The following is a 21,729-nucleotide window of genomic DNA, read 5'->3' as shown; positions in this document are numbered from 1 at the left end:
AGAGGACGGATACATGCGAAAATTTCAAATTTTTCTATTTATTGAAGCTTGTTTATTAACAGGAGCTCTGATTATGATGGTATCAGAGCATTTTTCCCGTTTTCTGCTGATATTGCTCTTGTTTTTACTGCTGATTCGATACTATACTGGAAGACAGGGAAATAACCTCATATTAGTGGCAGTGAGCATCCTATTTTTCTTTATCATCATGCTCAATCCTTTTGTTATTATGGCAATCTTTGTGGCTTTGATATACAGCCTGTTCTTACTTTATCCTATGATGAACCAGGAAAGAGAAGATACCAATCTGATTTTTGAAGAAGTAGTGACAGTAAAGAGGGAGAAAAATCGCTGGTTTGGGAATCTTCACCACTTTTCAAGCTACCAGACTTGCCGCTTTGATGATATCAACTTTTTTCGTCTCATGGGGAAGGATACCGTTCATCTAGAACATGTGATTTTGAGCAATCATGATAATGTCATCATCTTGAGAAAACTAGTCGGCACGACTAGAATTATCGTACCAGTGGATGTAGAAGTCAGTCTAAGTGTCAATTCTTTGTATGGAGATTTAACCTTCTTTGACCAGCCTAAGCGAGCTTTGCGCAATGAGCAATTTCATCAAGAAACCAAGGATTATCTCAAGAGTCCTAAGAGTGTTAAGATTTTTTTGACAACTATGGTTGGAGATGTTGAGGTGGTGCGAGGATGAAAAAACAACCCTATATTTTAATCGGTCTTACCTCGTTTCTCTTTGTTGCTTTTCTATTTCGAAGCATTTTTAAGGTTCTGGATTTAGAGTGGACTTCTCTCTTCCAAGATTTAGAAAAGACAGAAAAAGTCCTATTTCTAGCTCTGATGTTTAGTCTTGCTCTAGCTTTTTTATTAGTCCTATTCTGGACAATTGTTGATGAAATTTCAAGAAGAAGAATCCAAGCAAATCTCAAACGCCTCCTAGCTGGTAAAGATATTGAAAGTCTGGGAGATGCTGACTTAGACGCAAGTTTTAGAAACTTGTCAGGAAAGCTCGGTTTGTTAACAGAAGCTATTCAAAAAGCAGACAATCAGGCCTTGGTCAAAGAAGAAGAAATTGTTGAAAAGGAACGCAAGCGAATCGCACGTGACTTGCATGATACAGTCAGCCAAGAAATTTTTGCTGCCCATATGATTTTATCGGGGCTCAGCCAACAAGCTTCCAAATTAGACAGAGAGAAGATGCAAACACAACTCCAAAGTGTGACTGCCATTTTAGAGACAGCTCAAAGAGACTTGCGTATTCTTCTTTTGCATTTACGACCAATTGAACTGGAACAAAAAAGCTTGGTGGAGGGGATTCAGCTACTCCTCAAAGAGCTAGAAGAAAAAAGTGAGCTGAAGGTAAGCTTTAAATATCAGGTAACTTCATTACCTAAAAAGATTGAGGAGCATGTCTTCCGAATTGTCCAAGAATTGATTAGTAATACCCTTCGGCATGCGCAAGCTTCATGTCTAGATGTTTACCTTTATCAAACGGAAACGGAATTACAGTTGAAGGTCGCAGACAATGGGCGTGGTTTTCAGCTAGATGATGTTGATGAATTAAGCTATGGTTTACGCAATATCAAAGAACGAGTGGAAGATATGGCTGGGACTATACAATTATTAACAGCTCCCAAGCAAGGTTTGGCAGTGGATATCCGCATTCCCTTGCTTGATTTGGATAGATAAGAGGAAGTAAGATGAAACTATTATTGGTAGATGACCACCAAATGGTGCGTCTGGGTTTGAAAAGTTATTTTGAATTACAAGATGATGTAGAGGTTGTAGGAGAAGCAACCAATGGCGCGGAGGGAATTTCTATGGCCTTGGAGCTTCGGCCAGATGTGATTGTCATGGATATTGTTATGCCTGAAGTCAATGGGATTGATGCAACACTAGCTATTCTCAAAGAATGGCCAGAGGCTAAAATCTTGATTGTAACATCTTACCTAGATAATGAAAAAATCATGCCGGTCTTAAATGCTGGAGCTAAAGGCTATATGCTTAAGACTTCAAGCGCAGATGAGTTGCTACACGCTGTTCGTAAGGTAGCGGCTGGAGAGCTAGCTATTGAACAAGAGGTGAGTAAGAAGGTAGAATACAACCGTAATCATATTGAACTTCATGAAGACTTGACTGCGCGTGAACGGGATGTCCTTCAACTAATTGCTAAGGGTTATGAAAATCAGCGGATCGCAGATGAATTGTTTATCTCCCTCAAAACTGTAAAAACTCATGTTTCAAACATCCTTGCTAAACTTCAGGTTAGCGACCGCACCCAAGCAGCAGTCTATGCCTTTCAGCATCACTTGGTAGGCCATGAGGATTTTTAGATGAGTTTAGCAGATTTACTTGTGGAGCTAGAAGCGGCAAAAGATCCGAAAAAGGCAGGGCCTATGGAAGCCTATATGCGCCAGCAATTTTCCTTTCTAGGTATTGCGGCACCTGAAAGAAATGCGCTCTATAGAAAATACTTTCCAAGCGAGAAAAAAACAAAGATCATCGATTGGGATTTTGTGGACACTTGTTGGGAAAAGGAGCCAAGAGAATACCAGTATGTGGGGGCCAACTATTTGAAAGCTATGCAATCTTATCTAACAGAGAGCGATTTGCCTAAGCTTGAGCGTCTAGTCGTGACCAAGTCTTGGTGGGATACGATAGATATTCTAGATCGAGTAGTAGGGAGTTTGGTGTATGACAAGCCAGAACTGGAGAAAATAATCCTCCAATGGAGCCTATCAGACAATATCTGGCTGAGACGAGTCGCTATCGATCACCAGTTATTAAGAAAAGAAAAAACGAATGTCCGACTGATGGAAAAAATCCTACTAAACAATCTGGACCAGACAGAATTTTTTATCAATAAAGCCATCGGCTGGGCTCTAAGAGACTACTCTAAGACTAATCCAGAATGGGTAGCAAGTTTCATCGAAAAAAACAAGGAAAGAATGGCTGAACTTAGTATCAAAGAAGCAAGCAAGTATCTCAAGCAGTCCTGAAAACTCGGTTCTGACTTGAAAAAAGTTACTAGTATATGATATAATAGACTGTATTTAAAAAAATTTTAAGGAGAAATGACAGAATGTCTGTATCATTTGAAAACAAAGAAACAAACCGTGGTGTCTTGACTTTCACTATCTCTCAAGATCAAATCAAACCAGAATTGGATCGTGTATTTAACTCAGTAAAGAAATCTCTTAACGTTCCTGGTTTCCGTAAGGGTCATCTTCCACGTCCTATCTTCGACCAAAAATTTGGTGAAGAGTCACTTTACCAAGACGTTATGAACGCTCTTTTGCCAAACGCTTATGAAGCAGCTGTAAAAGAAGCTGGTCTTGAAGTCGTTGCACAACCAAAAATTGACGTAACTTCAATGGAAAAAGATCAAGACTGGGTTATCACTGCTGAAGTTGTTACAAAACCTGAAGTTAAATTGGGTGACTACAAAAACCTTGAAGTATCAGTAGATGTAGAAAAAGAAGTAACTGACGCTGACGTTGAAGAACGTATCGAACGTGAACGCAACAACTTGGCTGAATTGGTGATTAAAGAAGGTGCTGCTGAAAACGGCGACACTGTTGTTATCGACTTTGTTGGTTCTATTGACGGTGTTGAATTTGACGGTGGAAAAGGTGAAAACTTCTCACTTGGACTTGGTTCAGGTCAATTCATCCCTGGATTTGAAGACCAATTGGTAGGTCACTCAGCTGGTGAAACTGTAGACGTTATTGTAACATTCCCAGAAGACTACCAAGCAGAAGATCTTGCAGGTAAAGAAGCTAAATTCGTGACAACTATCCACGAAGTAAAAGCTAAAGAAGTTCCAGCTCTTGACGATGAACTTGCAAAAGACATCGATGAAGAAGTTGAAACACTTGCTGAATTGAAAGAAAAATACCGCAACGAATTGGCTGCTGCTAAAGAAGAAGCATACAAGGATGCAGTTGAAGGTGCAGCAATTGATAAAGCTGTAGAAAACGCTGAAATCGTTGAACTTCCAGAAGAAATGATCCATGAAGAAGTTCACCGTTCAGTAAATGAATTCCTTGGAAACTTGCAACGTCAAGGTATTAACCCTGACATGTACTTCCAAATCACTGGAACTACTCAAGAAGACCTTCACAAACAATACGAAGCAGAAGCTGAGTCACGTACGAAGACTAACCTTGTTATCGAAGCAGTTGCGAAAGCTGAAGGATTTGACGCTTCAGAAGAAGAAATCCAAAAAGAAATCGAGCAATTGGCTGCAGACTACAACATGGAAGTTGCACAAGTACAAAGCTTGCTTTCAGCTGAAATGTTGAAACACGATATCGCAGTGAAGAAAGCTGTTGAATTGATCACAAGCACTGCAACAGTAAAATAATCTTTACAAGATAAAAGCCCACCGAATCGGTGGGTTTTCTTATACTTTATTTTCCGAAAATCTCCTGCAGGTCTTCTTCAGTAATCCCAATCATGGCTGGGATATTAGACCAGTTGTCTTCGGTTAGAATGTAGGATTGTTCAGTATCTGTAATTGGTGTAGCTTCAGTAGCTGATTTACTAGTTCCATCAGTTGATTCTATTAAGTCAGCGAAACGTTCAATTAGATAGGTCTTACGAGCCGTTCCGATGTGCTGAGTTGCATAGTCAAAGGCCTGTAATTCACCTAGTAAAATGAGCTTACTTTTTGCACGAGTGATGGCAGTGTAGATGAGATTACGCTCTAACATGCGCTTACTTGCGCTGGTGATAGGCAGGATAACAACAGGAAACTCGCTCCCCTGAGATTTATGGATGCTCATGGCATAGGCTAAGCGAATCTTGTACCATTCATTTCGAGGATAGGAGACCTCATTACCGTCAAAATCAATCATTATTTCATCTTGCTTGGATTCAGTGTATTTTCCTGGAATCAAGTCTGTGATATAGCCTAAGTCTCCGTTAAAGACATTAACCTCTGCATCGTTAACTAGGTGGATAACCTTATCTCCTGTTCGATAGTGACACTGAGGAGCTTCAAAGCTAAGCTGGTCTTTTTGTGGAGGGTTGAGTAGGTCTTGCATGAGCTGGTTGATAGCATCAATACCAGCAGTTCCACGGTACATAGGGGCAAGAACCTGAATATCACGAGCAGGGATGCCACTTCTGATAGCAGCACCTAGGATTTTTTCAATGCTAGCAGGGATATGGTTACTAGCGATTTCAAAGTAGGAGCGATCTGCTTTTTTCTGGGTAAAATCTGCAGGCAATATTCCTTGACGAATCTGACTTGCAAGAGTGACGATGGTTGATTCTTCGCTCTGACGGTAGATTCTTTCTAAACGTGTTTGAGGTATGGTTGGTATCTGGAGTAAATCTGCTAGGACTTGACCAGGACTGACAGAAGGTAACTGATCGCTATCACCAACGATAAGGATTTTACTGTTAGAGGAGATATTGGAGAAGAGCTGGTTAGCTAGCCAAGTATCTACCATGGAAAACTCGTCAACAATGATAAAGTCAGCATCCAGATAATCTTCCAGATGGCTGGTATCGTCGTCTCCAGTCATACCTAGGTGGCGGTGAATAGTTGCACTTGGTAGTCCTGTCAATTCATTCATGCGCCGGGCTGCACGACCAGTTGGAGCGGCTAGGAGAATGGGCAGATTGCTCTTTTTTTTGAGATCCAGTCCTTCTAAGAGAGCATAGACAGCGATAATGCCGTTGATAACAGTAGTCTTACCTGTACCAGGTCCACCTGTAAGGATAAAGACCTTGTTCTGGATAGCATCGCAGATGGCCTGTTTTTGAATACTATCATACTCAATCCCCAGTTCTTCCTCAATAGTTGTGATATGGTCTTGGATGGTTTCTAGATCCTGTTTTTTACTCTGACCTTTTTCGAGGATTCTGATGAGATGGCTACGAATGCCTTCTTCTGCAAAAAAGAGGCTATTATCAAAGATTTTGGTATCAATCTGCTGGACCTTATCTTCTTCAATCAGATAAGCAAGTTCTTGGGCAACTTGACTCGGCTCTAGTTCGACTGGACGGGAGGATTCAAGAAGGTTGAGGGTTTGCTCCAACAAATCTCTAGCTTCCATATAGGTATCTCCCGTTTCCATGCAACCTTGAAAGAGACTATGGACGAGACCAGCACGGAAGCGCTCGGGAGCCTGGCTCTCAATCCCCAATTCTTGGGCCAATTGGTCAGCAATGGTAAATCCCAAGCCCTTGATATCCTCAACCAGTTGATAGGGATAATTCTCGACAATCTCTAGCGTTTCTTCCTTGTAAAAGTCTTGAATCTGAAAGGCTAGTTTATTTGGGATGCCGTAATTAGCCAGTTTGGCTAAGACCATCTCTGTTCCGTAATTAAGACGAAGAGTTGAGACGAAGGCTTCACGGTTTTTAGCAGAGAGTCCAGAGATAGACTGGAGTTTGTCTGGTTTTTCTAAGATTTTGTCAATAGTGTTATCTCCGTAAATATCCACAATTTTCTGAGCTGTTTTGAGTCCAATTCCCTTAAAATGGCTGCTGGAGAAATACTTGACCAAGCCCTTACTAGTCGGCTTGGCTCTCTCATAGCGAGTCATTTGTAACTGTTCACCATACTTTGAGTGTTGGACAATTTGTCCCCAAAAGGTGTATTCCTCTCCTTCAATGATATCAGCCATAGTACCTGTGACAATGATTTCATAATCATCAAAGTCTTCAGCATTGGTATCCTCAATGTCTAGGAGTAAAATACGGAAAAAATTGCTGACATTTTCAAAGATAATGCGCTCAATGGTGCCTGAAAAATAAACTTCCATAAAATTCCTTACAATAGTGTCTGAGAAAATGTATCTCAGATTTAGTCAAAATAGAATGAGAAGAGGCTGAGATAGATAATTCTCGGCCTCTTCCTTGTTTTTAAAATGTTCCGATACGACTGAGTGGCCAGAAGCGGAATTTGGCTTCACCAGTGATATCTTTTGCTTTAAAGGTGCCAACATGTCGACTGTCGCTAGATACCAGACGGTCATCGCCTAGGAGGAGATATTCTCCTTCCGGAACAGTGAAGGTAAAGCTAGTGTTGTAATTAACATCTAGGGTAAAGGCCTGAGCCTTTTGAGCCAAACTTCTAAAGTATTCGCCCTTTTTGCCGTCCCAACCAGTTCCAGTATAAGTGCTTTGGAGTTTATCTTCCTTGAAACGTTTTAGGTATTCTGCTAAATAGGGCTCATCAGTTTCTTGACCATTAATATAGAGTTTATCGTTGTCATAACGGATGGTATCTCCCGGCATACCAATGACCCGCTTAACGATGTCCTTGTTGCCGTCGTCCTCATGAGCAACCACGATATCAAAGCGGTTGATTGGGAGGTGTTTAACCACGAAAAGGATTTCTCCATCAGCTAGGGTAGGGTCCATAGAATGTCCTTCTACGCGGACATTGCTCCAGAGAAAGAGACGGCTAAGGGCGACAAGAGAAAGAATCAGGAAAAAAGTTCCCCACTCTTTTAAAAACGATTTAAAATATTTCATAATTTACCTTTCTAGCAATTTTTTTGCTTTTTCAGTATTTTTAAAGTGTAGTTTAGCGCAGAAGTTGAGCCCCTGCATACCATAAGCTTGGAGGATTTGGCTAGCTACCTTATCAGAAGTCGCTCCAGCCCCACTTGGAAGTTGATAACCCAGTTCTCGTCCCAGATTTTCTAAATTTTCCAGAAAGAGATCACGCGCAATGATAGAGCTTACTGCGACAGCCAAGTATTTACCTTCAGCTTTTTCCTCCAGACTGACTGGATTGGAAAAATGATTGGCTTCATTTTTTAAGTACTTCTCATAGTTTTGGGAACTGGTAAAAGCATCGATGACTATTTTCTCAGGATGAACTCCTTTTTGGAGAAGGAGAAAAATGGCTTGATTGTGTAAGGCCACCTTAACAGAAACGGCATTGTAGCGCTCACCGATGACTTCATTATACTTGCTTGGAGAAAGTAGCAGAGCTTGGTGCTGGATTTTTTCTTTAAGAATAGGCGTAATCTGTCGAATCTTTTGGTCTGTCAGAGTCTTAGAATCCCCTACACCTAGTTTTCGTAGAAAGTCATGCTGGTCAGGTGTTACAAAGGATGCTACTACAGCTAGACCACCGAAGTAGGAACCATTTCCTACTTCGTCAGTTCCAATCATCGGAAAGTTTTGTTCACTAGTTCCTTGACTGACTTGATAACCAAAAAAACTGGCATAGTTTTCAGCCATTTCTCCCTGAAGTAAGACTTTTCCAGAAGTGTAGATGGAAACACTTGCCTGCGGAAGCTTGAAAAAGTAGCGAATATATGGGTTTTTACTTGGAGCGAGATTTTTTTCATGCTTTTGAACAAAGGCTTGGATTTCCTTTTCGCTCGGGGTTAATGTAATACTTGCCATAGTTCTTATTGTACCATAAAAGCCGTAGAATTGGTAAAAACTGACAAACTTAGTGAAATTTGGTATAATATCGTGAGGTGAATTTTATGGCAAATTTAAATCGATACAAGTTTACATTCGGAAAAAAAACATTGACCCTAACAACTGAGCATGACAACCTTTTTATGGAGGAAATTGCCAAGGTTGCAACTGAAAAATATGAAGCAATTAAAGAGCAAATGCCTGGAGCGGATGATGAGACAATCGCTATTTTATTAGCAGTCAATAGCTTGTCGACCCAACTCAGCCGTGAGATTGAATTTGATGATAAGGAACAAGAATTAGACGCCCTCCGTCATCAAGTTGTAGCGGCTAAACAAGAACAGAGCAAGATTGAGGATTCCCTATGATTTCTGTCCTTCTCTTATTGGTTCTTGCATGGAGCTTTTATATCGGTTATCGTAGAGGTTTAGTTCTACAAATTTTCTATTTTGTAGCAACTGTGATTTCAGCCCTTCTTGCAGGAAATTTTTATCAATCTTTAGGGAAACAATTTGATTTGTTGATACCATATGCAAGTCCACAGGAAGGGCAGGGAACCTTCTTTTTCCCATCCAATCAACTTTTCCAACTGGACAAGGTCTTTTATGCAGGGATTGGTTACCTATTGGCCTTTACTGTATTTTACTGTATTGGTCGATTGCTTGGTCTCTTTCTTAATCTTCTACCGACTAAAAAGCTAGCGGGTCAATATTTCCGTATAGTTGCAGGAGTTTTATCTCTGGCTGTGACTTTGTTTGTCCTCCAGATGATCCTAACCATTCTTGCGACTGTTCCCTTGCAAATTGTTCAAAATTCACTTGAAAACAGTTTTGTAGCTAAACATATTATCCAAAGTGTTCCAATCACTAGTCATGTGATTAAACAACTCTGGGTAACAAAAATAATCGGATAAAAAGGGCGGGAAATATTCCTAGCCTTTTGTTTACAATTTCAATAGTTTAGGAGCCTTTTTAAAAGAGTGAGAATTTAAAAAATTCGTTCGCTCATTACGAAGGAAAAGAAAATGAATAAAAAAATACTAGAAACATTAGAATTTAATAAGGTCAAGGCTTTATTTGAGCCATATCTTTTGACCGAACAAGGACTAGAGCAGTTAAAAGAACTTGCTCCAACAGATAAAGGGGATAAGATTAGACAAGCTTTTGCAGAGATGGAAGAAATGCAAGAGCTCTTTGTTGAGCATCCTCACTTCAGTATCTCAGGAACAAAAGACATTGCTGCAACCTGCAAACGTTTAGAAATGGGAGCAGATCTCAACATCGAGGAATTTCTCCTTCTCAAACGTGTCATATTTGCCAGTCGTGAATTGCAGAATTTTTATGACAATCTTGAAAATGTACGTTTAGACCACCTAGCTAACTGGTTTGAGAAACTTCATGATTTTCCACATTTACAGGGAAATCTACAAGCCATCAACGAAGCTGGATTTATTGAGAACTTTGCTAGTGAAGATTTGGCACGAATCCGTCGAAAAATCCATGATAGTGAAAGTCAAGTCCGTGATGTCCTGCAAGACCTTCTCAAACAAAAAGCTCAGATGCTGACAGAAGGTATCATCGCAAGTAGAAATGGTCGCCAAGTTCTTCCAGTTAAGAATACCTATCGTAACAAGATTGCTGGTGTGGTACATGATATTTCTGCCAGCGGTAACACTGTCTATATCGAACCGCGTAAAGTAGTCAAGTTGAGTGAGGAAATCGCAAGTCTTCGTGCAGACGAACGCTATGAGATGATGCGTATCCTCCAAGAACTCTCTGAAAGAGTAAGACCTCATGCAGCTGAAATCGCCAATGATGCTTGGATTATCGGACATTTGGACCTGATTCGAGCTAAGGTTCGCTTTATCCAAGAAACGGAAGCAGTAGTTCCTCAAGTCTCTGAGGGACAGGAGATTCAACTCCTTCACGTTCGTCATCCACTAGTTAAAAATGCTGTGGCAAACGATGTGCATTTTGGCAAAGAACTAACAGCTATCGTCATCACTGGTCCAAATACGGGTGGTAAGACCATCATGCTCAAGACCTTAGGTTTGACGCAATTGATGGCTCAGTCAGGTTTGCCAATTTTGGCGGATAAGGGAAGTCGTGTGGGGATTTTCGAGGAGGTTTTTGCGGATATTGGAGACGAACAATCCATCGAACAAAGTCTCTCAACCTTCTCCAGCCATATGACCAATATTGTTGATATTCTTGGTAAGGTTAACCAAAACTCGCTCTTGCTACTAGATGAGCTTGGAGCAGGTACAGATCCCCAGGAAGGAGCTGCCCTTGCCATGTCTATCTTAGAGGACTTGCGCTTGCGTCAGGTCAAGACTATGGCAACCACTCACTATCCTGAACTCAAGGCCTATGGGATTGAAACGGCTTATGTTCAGAATGCTAGTATGGAGTTTGATACAGCTAGCCTGCGCCCAACCTATCGCTTTATGCAGGGAGTTCCAGGTCGAAGCAATGCCTTTGAAATTGCCAAACGTCTAGGCTTGTCAGATGTCATCGTAGGTGATGCTAGCAAGCAGATTAATCAAGACAATGATGTCAATCGTATCATTGAGCAATTGGAAGAACAAACACTTGAAAGTCGTAAACGTCTTGAGAATATTCGCCAAGTCGAGCAAGAAAACCTCAAGATGAATCGCGCCCTTAAAAAACTTTATAACGAGCTCAACCGTGAAAAGGAAACTGAACTCAATAAGGCGCGAGAACAAGCTGCTGAGATTGTTGACTTAGCACTAGCTGAGAGTGATGATATACTTAAAAATCTTCACAGTAAATCTCAACTAAAACCACATGAGATTATTGAAGCCAAAGCTAAGCTCAAAAAATTAGCCCCTGAAAAAGTTGACCTTTCTAAAAACAAGGTTCTTCAGAAGGCCAAGAAAAAACGAGCTCCAAAAGTTGGAGATGATATTATCGTTTTAAGCTATGGTCAACGTGGTACCTTGACCAATCAACTCAAGGATGGACGTTGGGAAGCACAGGTTGGCTTGATTAAGATGACACTTGAGGAAAAAGAGTTTGACTTGGTTCAAGCCCAGAAAGAAGCGCCAGTCAAGAAGAAACAAGTTAACGTCGTCAAACGTGCAGCAGGAAAAGGTCCACAAGCTCGACTAGACCTTCGTGGCAAACGCTACGAGGAGGCTATGGAAGCCTTGGATGCCTTTATCGACCAAGCACTGCTCAACAATATGGCCCAAGTCGACATCATCCATGGTATTGGTACAGGAGTCATCCGTGAAGGGGTGACTAAGTACCTACAAAGAAATAAACAAGTCAAGAGCTTTGGCTATGCACCACAAAATGCAGGCGGATCTGGCGCAACCATTGTAACCTTTAAGGGATAAAGCGAAACGAATGAAAATTATAATAAAATTTTCTGAAAATAATTGACAAGAGCTAAATTTTCTTGTAAAATAAATAAAAATTAAATACAACACCGAATGAAGTTTAATAGAAGTGGAAAATCGTTTGATTTTTCATGACTGTAAATGGACGGAACTCTGGAGAGACCGTAAAGGCACCGAAGGGGCAAGGCAGGCAACTGCTCAAACTCTCAGGTAAAAGGACAGAGCAATGATAGAGCGCTTTTTGGCATTTATCGATGCATTCCAGAGTACATGTTTTTAACATGTGCTCTTTCTTTTGGGGTTGAATAGATAGGAGAATGGTATGTTAAATTTGCTAAAAGAGCTAGATGCTCTAGTATGGGGCCCACCCCTTTTAATTTTATTGGTTGGTACAGGGATTTACTTGACTCTTCGTTTAGGACTTTTACAAATCTTACGTCTTCCTAAGGCCTTCCAGCTTATTTTTACCAAGGATAAAGGACATGGTGATGTTTCGAGCTTTGCTGCCTTGTGTACTGCCCTAGCAGCAACTGTTGGTACAGGAAATATTATCGGAGTTGCAACGGCTATCAAGGTTGGTGGACCAGGTGCTCTTTTTTGGATGTGGGTGGCTGCTTTCTTTGGAATGGCAACCAAGTATGCAGAAGGACTACTTGCTATCAAATATCGAACCAAGGATGATCATGGTGCGGTAGCAGGAGGACCGATGCACTATATCCTTCTAGGGATGGGCGAAAAATGGCGCCCTCTTGCAATCTTCTTTGCTATAGCTGGAGTATTGGTTGCACTTTTGGGAATCGGTACTTTTACCCAAGTGAATTCTATTACAGAATCCGTGCAAAATACAGCTAGTATTGATCCGACAATTACTGCACTTGTTTTATCTATTTTTGTAGGGATTGCAGTCTTTGGTGGACTTAAGTCTATTTCTAAGGTGTCAACTACAGTTGTTCCTTTCATGGCTATTGTCTACATCTTGGGAACCTTGACAGTCATTTTCTTTAATATCGATAAAGTACCGGCAACTCTTTCACTGGTTCTCACATCAGCTTTTAGTCCCATAGCTGCAGTGGGAGGATTGGCAGGAGCTAGTGTTCGAATGGCTATTCAAAATGGTGTGGCGCGTGGTGTCTTCTCGAATGAATCTGGCTTGGGTTCAGCACCCATTGCGGCTGCGGCAGCTAAGACCAACGAACCGGTGGAGCAAGGTTTAATTTCCATGACAGGAACCTTTATTGATACCTTGATCATCTGTACCTTGACTGGTTTGACAATCTTGGTGACTGGGGTTTGGAATGGTAATTTAGATGGTGTTGCTCTAACTCAGTCAGCTTTTTCTACAGTATTTTCTTTCTTTGGACCTGCTCTTTTAACGGTCTTCTTGGTACTCTTTGCCTTTACTACGATTTTGGGATGGAACTATTACGGAGAGCGTTGTTTTGAATTTCTCTTTGGCGTTCGCTTTATCTGGCTTTATCGTGTGGTCTTTGTACTCATGGTCTTGCTGGGAGGATTTATCGAGCTGGATATGGTCTGGGTCATTGCGGATATTGTTAATGCCCTCATGGCTCTACCAAACTTGATTGCACTCTTAGCCTTATCACCAGTCGTTATCGCTGAGACGAAGAAGTATTTTGATAAATAATGTAAGATTGATATTACCATTTATAGATAAGACTAGCATCTGTTTGTGAGATACTAGTTTTTTCACTTCTAGAGCTAGTCTTTTATTTTATACTCAATGAAAATCAAAGAGCAAACTAGGAAACTAGCCGTAGGTTGCTCAAAGCACTGCTTTGAGGTTGTAGATAAAACTGACGAAGTCAGTCACATATATAATCCAAGGCGACGTTGACGCGGTTTGAAGAGATTTTCGAAGAGTATTCTGTCATAAGATGAATGAAATTCAATAGTACCTCTTTTATGATATCCTTTATTTGCACTTTTATTTATTGTATAATAGTCAGCATAAATCTGTTTTTATACTCAATGAAAATCAAAGAGCAAACTAGGAAGCTAGCCGCAGGCTGTACTTGAGTACGGCAAGGCGAAGCTGACGTGGTTTGAATTTGATTTTCGAAGAGTATTAGTCTGATATGTCTTGTTTCATCTATGTGCGAAAGAGAAATAAACTGGAGGTATTTATGTCAAAAGATATTCGAAAATTAGTGACTTCACAGGGAATAGCGAATCTAGCAGATGTCTTTTTTAGAGTCATTGTGATTGCAAATGTGTTTGTCTTATCTGGTTCGGTCATTTCAACCTCCCTAGTACCAATTCTGATAGGTCTATCCTCCTTTTTAGCCAGTTTCTTAGTCCCGTTAGTAACAAAGAGATTAGCTTTAAATCGTGTTCTTTTCTTGACTCAATTTGGTAAGACGATTCTGTTAGCGATTTTGGTTTTTCTACTCAAGCAATCTGAAACTATTTCCCTCCCTCTCTTATATGCTATTGTCACTTTTATCTCCGTTTTGGATGGTTTTGCAGCACCTGTTTCCTATGCGATTGTTCCACGCTATGCAAGTGATTTAGCTAAAGCGAATGCAGCCATTTCTATGAGTGGTGAAAGTGTACAACTAGTTGGTTGGGGTTTAGGAGGTTTCTTATTTGCGAGTCTGGGAATGAATCCTAGCCTGCTCATTGTGTTAGCCTTGTTTACAATTTCGACGATTTTGATGGTCGGTTTGCCACTTGTCGAAAAAGAAGAGTTATCCTCTGAAACAAGCCTTGAGACGCTAACAAAGGGTTGGCGATTGGTGGCTAAAGAATCAAGATTAGGCTTTATTGTCCAAGCCAATCTTTTAGAAATTTTAGCTAATGCTATCTGGGTATCATCTGTTTTACTTGTTTTTGTGACTGAAATTTTACACCAGTCAGAAAGCTATTGGGGCTACGTCAATACAGCCTATTCCTTGGGGATTATCTTGGGAGGTGCTATTGTCTTCCGTCTAGCAGAGAAAGTTGTTACCTATAAATATCAAACTATGACCTTTTCTTTGTTAGCTACAGCACTAGTAACTCTGTTGATAGTGTTATTTCCAAATCCACCTATTTTTCTATTCCTATCTCTAGTAATTGGTTTTCTATCTCAGATTAAGGAAGTTCCTGAGAGCGTATTTTTACAGGAATCGGTTGATGAGAAGGAACTTGTGAATGTTTACTCCGTTATCGAAGTTGTCTCTACATTGGCCTTTTCTGCTTCTGTTTTTCTAATGAGTTCTATCACAGAATATTTTGGAGTATTTACTGGCTTTGGCTTGGCTATCTTCTGCTTACTAGTAGAGTCCATCTTAGTTTTAAGAAACAAGCATCAGATAAATTAACAGTATGATCACACATCTGGTGTGATTTTTTTGTTTTCATAAAAATTTTTTATCAGTGTAATTTAAAATATATATTATGCAAGGTATAGATTCTGTGTTAGACTTATTGTCAACGAAAAGCTAATGAGTCATCAATCAAGGCAAGGATTTGTTCAATAGGCTGATGAGATTTCGTAAGATTTTCGCAGAAACTATTTAATTACAAAATGAAAAGAGGTCCCCTTATGACAACATTTACTATCCACACAGTAGAATCAGCACCAGCAGAAGTGAAAGAAGTTCTTGAAACGGTACAAAAGGACAACAATGGTTATATCCCAAATCTTATCGGTCTTTTGGCCAATGCCCCTACAGCCCTAGAGGCTTATCGCACTGTTGGAGCTATTAACCGTCGTAATAGTCTAACACCTGTAGAGCGCGAAGTGGTGCAAATCACTGCAGCCGTAACTAACGGTTGTGCCTTCTGCGTCGCTGGCCATACAGCCTTTTCTATTAAGCAAATCCAGATGAACGATGACCTACTTCAAGCCCTTCGCAATCGTACTCCAATCGAAAGCGATCCTAAGCTGGATACCCTAGCTAAGTTCACCTTGGCAGTTATCAATACCAAAGGGCGCGTAGGAGATGAAGCTCTTGGAGAATTTCTTGAAGCAGGCTATACACAAGAAAATGCCTTGGATGTTGTTCTCGGTGTCAGTCTAGCAAGTCTTTGTAACTACGCCAACAATCTAGCTAACACACCGATTAATCCAGAATTACAACCTTATGCATAAGAGGAGGGCAGAGTATGGGATTTTTTTCAGAAGAATTTTTAAGCTGGTTAGACCAGCACGCTGATGAAATTGACAAAAAATCATGTCAAGCTGGAGAAGAGTTGATTGAGAAAATTGCTGCAGAAGGTGCCTTTCGTGTAGGAGTACCAAAAGTTCTTGGAGGGCTAGGTGGAAGTGATCAAGATGTTATCGATATCCTTGCAGAACTCGCTCAACATTCCTTAACAGCTTCCTTTATCTCATGGGGGCAACGAACTTTAATAGACAATATTCTTCATACTGATAATGCTTATTTCAAAGAAGTTTACTTGGAAAAACTCTTATCGGGAGAATATGCAGGTGCTACGGCTTTATCTAATGCGGTCAAGTATCTATCTGACTTAGAGGAACTAAATGTTCGTATCCTTGAAGAAAATGGAAATTATTATCTTAAAGGACGACTTCCTTGGGTAACCAATGCTCGTAAGGATCGCTTCCTCACTATTTTTGTAGCAGGATTTGCAGATGATCCGAGTACAAGTTATGTAGTAGCCGTACCATCGGACGCAGAAAACTTTAGTCGTTCCGAAGATTTGGAATTTGTTTCTCTCCAAGGAGGTAATACAGCAGCCCTGACTTTCAACAAGGTCCCTTTAAAGGAAGAGTGGATTCTATCCAAGGATGCTCATCAATTTTTAGCGCAAAATCGTCCAGCCTTTTTAGGCTACCAATTTGGCCTAGCCTTTGGTTTGGCTGAACGTTCACTCTCAGAAGTCGAAAAAGAATTGGGGAAACGAGGTGTCTTGAAAGAAGAATGGCAGCATCAGGTCGAACAGTTAGATGATATTCGACATTCTCTCTATCAAGGACTATCTGAAGAGTCCTATTTCGTTAAAAATCCGCGTGAACTATTCCAGTTACGAATCGATATTGTTGATGTTGTTGCCCAAAGTCTCTTATTAGAACTACAAGCTGGTGGCGGTAGAGGATACTTTAGTAAATCGACATCCGGTTTCATACGTCGTTGGAATGAAGGTGCCTTTTTACCAATTGTTTCTCCTAGTGCTGTGCAATTGCGACATATTCTAGCGACAAACTAAAAATAAAGAAAATAAAAACGAGGTTTATCTTTTTAAACTTCGTTTTTTAATTCTCCATTTAAGCGCTTTTATGCTATACTGATAATAACATGACTATTGGAGGTTCACATGAAAAAACTCCCCTTGGCCTTTTCAGGGTGCTTATTGGGATTGGCTGGAGCAGGCAATCTCATCCTGGATATTTTTCCACTATTATCTCACATCTTTAGTTTGTCAGGCTTGATTTTATGGTTTTATTTTTTATACAGTCATCTTAGTGATTGGCAAGAAAGCCAGCAAGAACTTAAGAAAGCTCCGCTATTATCGGGAATGGCAACCTTTCCCATGGCAGGGATGATTCTATCAACCTACTTACTGCGAATCTTACCTGCGAGTATGAGTATCATAGCGCAAGCTCTCTGGTGGTTTGCTTTTCTTCTAGATGTAGGTTTAATCATCTACTTCACTAAAAATTATGTGCAGACTAAACCAAGAACGAGCGCAACGCCAAGTTGGACAGTTCTCTATGTAGGGATAGCAGTAGCAAGCTTGACCTACCCAGTGGTGGGTATAGTCGAGATTGCCTATGGCGCTTGGATTTTTGGCTTTACCTTAACCCTTTACCTTTATCCTCTGATTTATCAGGATTTGAAAAGTAATCCATTGCCACGGGCTTTACTGGGGCAAGAAGGAATCTATTGTGCTCCCTTTTCTCTATTGTTAGCAGCACTCGTTCGGATCGGAGGTTCAGGACTTCATGTCTGGATTTTGCTAGTCATGATCCTTGCTTCACAGACTTTCTTTTTCTTTGTCCTCAGTCGTTTGCCAAATATTTTAAAACAGGGATTTCAACCAGCTTTTTCAGCTCTAACCTTCCCAACTATCATCACAGCAACTTCATTGAAAATGGCCCAAGGCATCCTGCAGTTTCCAGTCCTAAACCTTCTCGTTTTGCTCGAAACGATCATTTGTTTAACAATCCTTGTCTATGTATTAGTAGAGTATATGCGGTATTTAAGGAACTAAAAAAGCCCCTAGCACTGAGAAGTGTTAGGGTTTCTTCTATCGCGAACGTGTAAATTAATTAGTTCAGCTTATACCTACTGTTCTTCATGTTCGGATAAAAAATAATAAGTCATGGTACCAAAGATTGATCCTACTCCAAGTCCTACTAGTAGGAAAAGTGCGATCATTTTGAGTTCTAGAAACTGCAAAAAGAAATCTGTAATCGAGTGATTTTCAAGGATTACTTTTTTGGAAAATAGGATAAATAAGTAGAGAGTTGGGATGCTAGTTCCAACTAACCAACTTCTTAACTTGATTTGGCGCTTGCTGTAAGTGATTTGTGGAATCTCGGATTGATCATCATCTTCTAAGTGGAGCCCTCTAGTAGTATATCTTGCCTTGAGACTGAGGGCAAAAATCATCAAGAAGTAGAGATAGGGCATAGCTATTCGAACTATCTCTATAAAGCGCCCAAACAAAAGATAGAACAGGAAGAGAAAGAAGGAAGAGTAAAAGATTTGGACCATGGAACGGGCGCAAGCCTTGTAGATGACCTCTTGACGGCATTCATCAAAGGGTCCTTGGATATGAAAGAAATTTCGAACTAAGCGAGTTGTTAAGTCTTCTTTTTTCATGGTAGTGACCTCTTAATAATCTTGTTTTTGATTAGCTTCTTTAAAGAGTTGATAGAGAGTATAGAAGTAGACTAGACTAAAAACGATACAGATGGTTAGAAATAATAGATATCTCCAATCCATAGAATTCGTTAACAGTTGTGGGAAAGATACGAGGATAAAGCAGAGAGATGCGTTTAAGATGCGTATTTTTTTTGATGTGATTTTCTGAAATCTTTGTCCTTTGTTCAAGACAGGAAGGGCTATGAGGAAGATGATCAGAAAAGGACGCGTAATTTGGCCATAAACTAGGAAAACTGTCATAAAGATACTGACCAAAATATGACTGACAATTAAAGTTTGTAGTGATTTCATAAGCTTCCTCCTATTCGTCGTCTTGATCTTCCTTGGCTTTTTGAATCCGAAGTGTTACGACAATATGCACTGTTAATCCGAAAAAGAAGGCTGCAACGATGGTTGACAAGATACTTCTTGTATTCAAGAGAGCGGTAAGATAGCTTTTGCTATCATCCATTAGGATATTGAGAAGTGGCATTCCAAAGAACATGGCTATTCCATAGATCAGACCAGCTTTAAGTCCAGGATTACGTAACTGTTTCTTTTCCTTCTGGCTCAACATATCAGGATCGATAGCAGCAATACCAGTTTTTTTAGTTTGAGTAGTGACATAAAGAGCACAAACCATGGAAATTAGAAAGATAATGATTGGATATCCGAAAGCGACCATTTGGGGATATTTATAAGCAAGAACAAAGGGGATGAAATTGCCTAGAGTCATGAGGTAAAATAGAATCATAAAGACTTTATTCCCGATGTGGTCAGCCTCGCGTCGTTTGTGTTCATCAAGTGGCCCTGAAATGCCATAGATACGTTTGATTAGTTTTTCATAGAGGGTTTCTTTTTTCATTTTTCTTCTCCTTTTTAAAAATCATCCTCCCAAAAGAGACTGTTGAGGTCAGTTTGGAGGCTTCGAGCGAGATTGAGACAAAGTTCCAGGGTAGGATTGTACTTGTCGTTTTCAATCATGTTGATAGTTTGCCTAGAGACACCGATATCCTTGGCGAGCTCAAGCTGGGATATGCCCAGTTTCTTGCGGAATTCTTTTACGCGATTCATGCTTCCTCCTTTTTAGTTTATGTCACATATATTTGACTATAGTATATTCTTTTAAGAACATAATGTCAACTATTTTTGACATATTTTTAAAAGAATCTTGGTGATAATATTTCTATGTGAAAATCTTCTAGCTATTTTATGCTATAATAAAGAAAAGTAAAAAATATAAGAGTGGATTGAATAAACCGAAAGCTATCCACTAAAGAAAGAGCAGAAAATGAACCATAAGATTGCAATTTTATCAGACATACATGGCAACACGACGGCCTTAGCTGGAGTACTTGAGGACGCTAAAAATTTGGGAGCGACTGAATATTGGCTTTTGGGAGATATTTTTCTTCCTGGGCCGGGAGCAAATGACTTGGTGGCTCTTTTGAAAGGCCTACCCATTACAGCATCCGTTCGAGGAAACTGGGATGATTGTGTTTTAGAGGCTTTAGATGGGCAATATGGTTTAGAGGATCCTCAAGAAATTCAGCTTCTCAGGATGACTCAGTATTTGATGGAGCGCCTAAACCCAGAGCAAATTGATTGGTTGAGGAATCTACCTATGGTAGCCAAGAAAGAAGTTGAAGGCTTGCGTTTTTCTCTTTCTCATAATTTACCTGAGAAAAATTACGGTGGTGATTTGCTGGTCGAAAATGGTACAGAAAAATTTGACCAGCTACTTGATGAAGCTACAGATGTAGCCGTCTATGGACATGTCCATAAACAGCTTTTGCGTTATGGTAGTCAAGGTCAACAAATCATCAATCCAGGTTCGATTGGTATGCCTTATTTTGACTGGAATGGGCTGAAAAATCACCGAGCTCAGTATGCCTTACTTGAAGTTGAAAATGGTGAATTAGTCAATATCCAATTTCGAAAAGTTGCTTATGATTATGAAGCAGAGCTAGAATCAGCCAAGACCAAAGGTCTTCCTTTTATCGAAATGTATGAAGAATTACGACGTGAGGACAACTATCAAGGACATAATAGGGAATTACTTGCTATCCTAAATGAAAAGCATGGCTATGTGGAGGATGTGAAGAATTATTTTGATTTTTTGTAAGAGTTGCTTTAACGAACAGATACTAAATAAACGATTGGACGAGCCAATCGTTTTTAGTATTTCTTATTGCAATTGTGACTGATCTGGTAGGTAAGAACCACCGAGATAGGTTTTGCTGAGTTTTTCAAGGTTTCCATCTTGGTAGAGTTCTTTAAGGACCTTGTCAAATTGGTCTTTAAATTCTTTTTGGTCACTTGAAAAGATGATGTAGTTGTTTGGATTGTCATTGCTTTCCAAGTCAACTACGTTCAAGTCTAAACCTCGGTCTTGGATAATTTTTTGAACATTTTCGATAGATTTAATATAGATTTTAAAAATAGTGAACTCAAAGATCTTTTTAGCTTCAATAATTCGGTAAATGTTTGACAATGAAATTATTTTATTTTAAAATATAGGTATCATAAAACTATTTAAAGGAGATAGTCATGAAAAAACTTCTTACTGTGGGCCTTGTGCTCTTATCAGTTGCAACTTTAGCAGCTTGTGGAAATAAATCTTCTGATTCTGCAAGTAAAGCTTCAAGCTCGACTGAACAAACATCTGCTTCATCAAAAACAGATAACTCAAAGACAAACACATCTGAAGTTACTCTTTTAACAGATGAAGAAATCGACAACGCTAAAACAATTGGAGATATGAAAACTCTTTTTGGTAAGTTGATTGACAGCTATAAGAAATATGTTGAAGAAATCGGTGACAAAGTTCCAGAAGCTCAAAAAGATGCTTTTAAACAACAAGTGGAACCTGCTCTTAACTCACTAGAAACTTCAAGAAAGGCATTTAATGATGGATTGTCAAGCGCTGGTTCTGATGATACAGAAATGCCAGAAGAAGCACGCACTGTTTTCCTTCAACAATTGAAGACTGCACGTGATGCTATGAAACAAGCGATTGAGTCTGCAAGTAAAATTGTTTCAGCGCAATAATATGAGTAAAGTAGGCGAGTAATCGTCTACTTTTTCTTATGCAAAAAATTTTTACTATAG

Annotated in this window: 22 protein-coding genes, 1 pseudogene and 1 riboswitch; of the genes and pseudogenes, 15 read left to right on the top strand and 8 right to left on the bottom strand. The window is 39.9% G+C overall.

The window, feature by feature from the left end; genetic code table 11:
• Positions 1 to 13 precede the first annotated feature (13 nt).
• From liaF to tig, 5 genes are all read left to right on the top strand, one after another.
• Entirely contained in the window at positions 14 to 712 is a 699-nt protein-coding gene (liaF, locus tag TZ96_RS07830) for a cell wall-active antibiotics response protein LiaF (protein WP_045763601.1), read from the top strand.
• Positions 709 to 1,707: a sensor histidine kinase gene (locus tag TZ96_RS07825; RefSeq protein WP_045763600.1), complete on the top strand. Its 999-nt coding sequence runs from the start codon at positions 709 to 711 to the stop codon at positions 1,705 to 1,707. The genes liaF and TZ96_RS07825 overlap by 4 nt, the downstream gene beginning before the upstream one ends.
• An 11-nt stretch (positions 1,708 to 1,718) precedes the next feature.
• On the top strand, positions 1,719 to 2,351 hold the full coding sequence (locus tag TZ96_RS07820; protein ID WP_045763599.1) for a response regulator transcription factor: 633 nt from the start codon (positions 1,719 to 1,721) through the stop codon (positions 2,349 to 2,351).
• On the top strand, positions 2,352 to 3,017 hold the full coding sequence (locus TZ96_RS07815) for a DNA alkylation repair protein (RefSeq protein WP_045763598.1): 666 nt from the start codon (positions 2,352 to 2,354) through the stop codon (positions 3,015 to 3,017).
• Between the two features lie 83 nt (positions 3,018 to 3,100).
• Positions 3,101 to 4,384 carry a trigger factor gene (gene tig, locus TZ96_RS07810; protein ID WP_045763597.1) on the top strand — a complete coding sequence of 428 codons (1,284 nt, stop codon included), beginning with the start codon at positions 3,101 to 3,103 and terminating at the stop codon, positions 4,382 to 4,384.
• 46 nt (positions 4,385 to 4,430) lie between these two features.
• Here tig and recD2 read toward each other — a convergent pair whose 3' ends face one another.
• The 3 genes from recD2 to rnhC all read right to left on the bottom strand — a co-directional run bounded on the left by recD2 (position 4,431) and on the right by rnhC (position 8,397).
• Complete coding sequence (gene recD2 / locus TZ96_RS07805; protein WP_045763596.1) at positions 4,431 to 6,797, bottom strand: SF1B family DNA helicase RecD2; 2,367 nt, start codon at positions 6,795 to 6,797, stop codon at positions 4,431 to 4,433.
• Positions 6,798 to 6,897: 100 nt separating this feature from the next.
• A complete protein-coding gene (lepB, locus tag TZ96_RS07800; protein WP_045763595.1) occupies positions 6,898 to 7,512 on the bottom strand; it encodes a signal peptidase I in 615 nt (204 codons plus the stop codon).
• 3 nt (positions 7,513 to 7,515) lie between these two features.
• Complete coding sequence (rnhC, locus tag TZ96_RS07795; protein ID WP_045763594.1) at positions 7,516 to 8,397, bottom strand: ribonuclease HIII; 882 nt, start codon at positions 8,395 to 8,397, stop codon at positions 7,516 to 7,518.
• Positions 8,398 to 8,483: 86 nt separating this feature from the next.
• Here rnhC and zapA point away from each other — a divergent pair, with 86 nt between their 5' ends.
• The 8 genes from zapA (at position 8,484) to TZ96_RS07750 (ending at position 17,962) form a co-directional block, all read left to right on the top strand.
• The gene (zapA, locus tag TZ96_RS07790) at positions 8,484 to 8,786 is read left to right on the top strand and encodes a cell division protein ZapA (protein ID WP_045763593.1); all 303 of its coding nucleotides are present in this window, start codon (positions 8,484 to 8,486) and stop codon (positions 8,784 to 8,786) included.
• Positions 8,783 to 9,331: a CvpA family protein gene (locus TZ96_RS07785; RefSeq protein WP_045763592.1), complete on the top strand. Its 549-nt coding sequence runs from the start codon at positions 8,783 to 8,785 to the stop codon at positions 9,329 to 9,331. Before zapA ends, TZ96_RS07785 begins: the two co-directional genes overlap by 4 nt.
• A gap of 111 nt (positions 9,332 to 9,442) precedes the next feature.
• Positions 9,443 to 11,779, top strand: a complete 2,337-nt coding sequence (locus tag TZ96_RS07780; RefSeq protein WP_045763591.1) for an endonuclease MutS2 — start codon at positions 9,443 to 9,445, stop codon at positions 11,777 to 11,779.
• A 146-nt stretch (positions 11,780 to 11,925) separates the two neighbouring features.
• Positions 11,926 to 12,014: riboswitch (glycine riboswitch) on the top strand.
• Positions 12,015 to 12,104: 90 nt separating this feature from the next.
• Positions 12,105 to 13,427 (top strand): alanine/glycine:cation symporter family protein, encoded by a 1,323-nt coding sequence (locus TZ96_RS07775; RefSeq protein WP_045763590.1) that lies wholly within the window; start codon positions 12,105 to 12,107, stop codon positions 13,425 to 13,427.
• 499 nt (positions 13,428 to 13,926) lie between these two features.
• Positions 13,927 to 15,105: a ryptide export MFS transporter gene (locus TZ96_RS07765; protein WP_045763588.1), complete on the top strand. Its 1,179-nt coding sequence runs from the start codon at positions 13,927 to 13,929 to the stop codon at positions 15,103 to 15,105.
• A 224-nt stretch (positions 15,106 to 15,329) separates the two neighbouring features.
• Positions 15,330 to 15,878 (top strand): carboxymuconolactone decarboxylase family protein, encoded by a 549-nt coding sequence (locus tag TZ96_RS07760; protein ID WP_045763587.1) that lies wholly within the window; start codon positions 15,330 to 15,332, stop codon positions 15,876 to 15,878.
• A 14-nt stretch (positions 15,879 to 15,892) separates the two neighbouring features.
• A complete protein-coding gene (locus TZ96_RS07755; RefSeq protein WP_045763586.1) occupies positions 15,893 to 16,957 on the top strand; it encodes an acyl-CoA dehydrogenase family protein in 1,065 nt (354 codons plus the stop codon).
• A gap of 108 nt (positions 16,958 to 17,065) precedes the next feature.
• Positions 17,066 to 17,962, top strand: coding sequence for a TDT family transporter (locus TZ96_RS07750; RefSeq protein ID WP_045763585.1), 897 nt, complete (start codon positions 17,066 to 17,068; stop codon positions 17,960 to 17,962).
• A gap of 74 nt (positions 17,963 to 18,036) precedes the next feature.
• On the opposite strand, the gene TZ96_RS07745 is transcribed toward TZ96_RS07750, so the two are convergent.
• Genes TZ96_RS07745 through TZ96_RS07730 form a run of 4 tightly spaced genes read right to left on the bottom strand, consistent with a single transcriptional unit; the run spans position 18,037 to position 19,692 of the window.
• A complete protein-coding gene (locus tag TZ96_RS07745) occupies positions 18,037 to 18,576 on the bottom strand; it encodes a DUF3278 domain-containing protein (protein ID WP_045763584.1) in 540 nt (179 codons plus the stop codon).
• Positions 18,577 to 18,588: 12 nt separating this feature from the next.
• On the bottom strand, positions 18,589 to 18,930 hold the full coding sequence (locus TZ96_RS07740) for a hypothetical protein (protein WP_045763583.1): 342 nt from the start codon (positions 18,928 to 18,930) through the stop codon (positions 18,589 to 18,591).
• 10 nt (positions 18,931 to 18,940) lie between these two features.
• A complete protein-coding gene (locus TZ96_RS07735; RefSeq protein ID WP_045763582.1) occupies positions 18,941 to 19,483 on the bottom strand; it encodes a DUF3278 domain-containing protein in 543 nt (180 codons plus the stop codon).
• Positions 19,484 to 19,497: 14 nt separating this feature from the next.
• On the bottom strand, positions 19,498 to 19,692 hold the full coding sequence (locus TZ96_RS07730; RefSeq protein WP_045763581.1) for a helix-turn-helix transcriptional regulator: 195 nt from the start codon (positions 19,690 to 19,692) through the stop codon (positions 19,498 to 19,500).
• Positions 19,693 to 19,909: 217 nt separating this feature from the next.
• Here TZ96_RS07730 and TZ96_RS07725 point away from each other — a divergent pair, with 217 nt between their 5' ends.
• Positions 19,910 to 20,743: a metallophosphoesterase family protein gene (locus TZ96_RS07725; RefSeq protein ID WP_045763580.1), complete on the top strand. Its 834-nt coding sequence runs from the start codon at positions 19,910 to 19,912 to the stop codon at positions 20,741 to 20,743.
• Between the two features lie 63 nt (positions 20,744 to 20,806).
• Here TZ96_RS07725 and TZ96_RS07720 read toward each other — a convergent pair.
• Positions 20,807 to 21,031 (bottom strand): annotated as a pseudogene (locus TZ96_RS07720) (amino acid ABC transporter substrate-binding protein); the annotation flags it as partial.
• Between the two features lie 137 nt (positions 21,032 to 21,168).
• Here TZ96_RS07720 and TZ96_RS07715 point away from each other — a divergent pair.
• Complete coding sequence (locus TZ96_RS07715) at positions 21,169 to 21,669, top strand: hypothetical protein (RefSeq protein WP_045763578.1); 501 nt, start codon at positions 21,169 to 21,171, stop codon at positions 21,667 to 21,669.
• The last annotated feature ends 60 nt before the right edge of the window (positions 21,670 to 21,729 follow it).

Source organism: Streptococcus infantis, from assembly GCF_000963255.1.
Classification (GTDB): domain Bacteria; phylum Bacillota; class Bacilli; order Lactobacillales; family Streptococcaceae; genus Streptococcus; species Streptococcus nidrosiense.
Note: the sequence above shows the minus strand (reverse complement) of the source record. Positions and strands in the feature narration are given on the sequence as shown.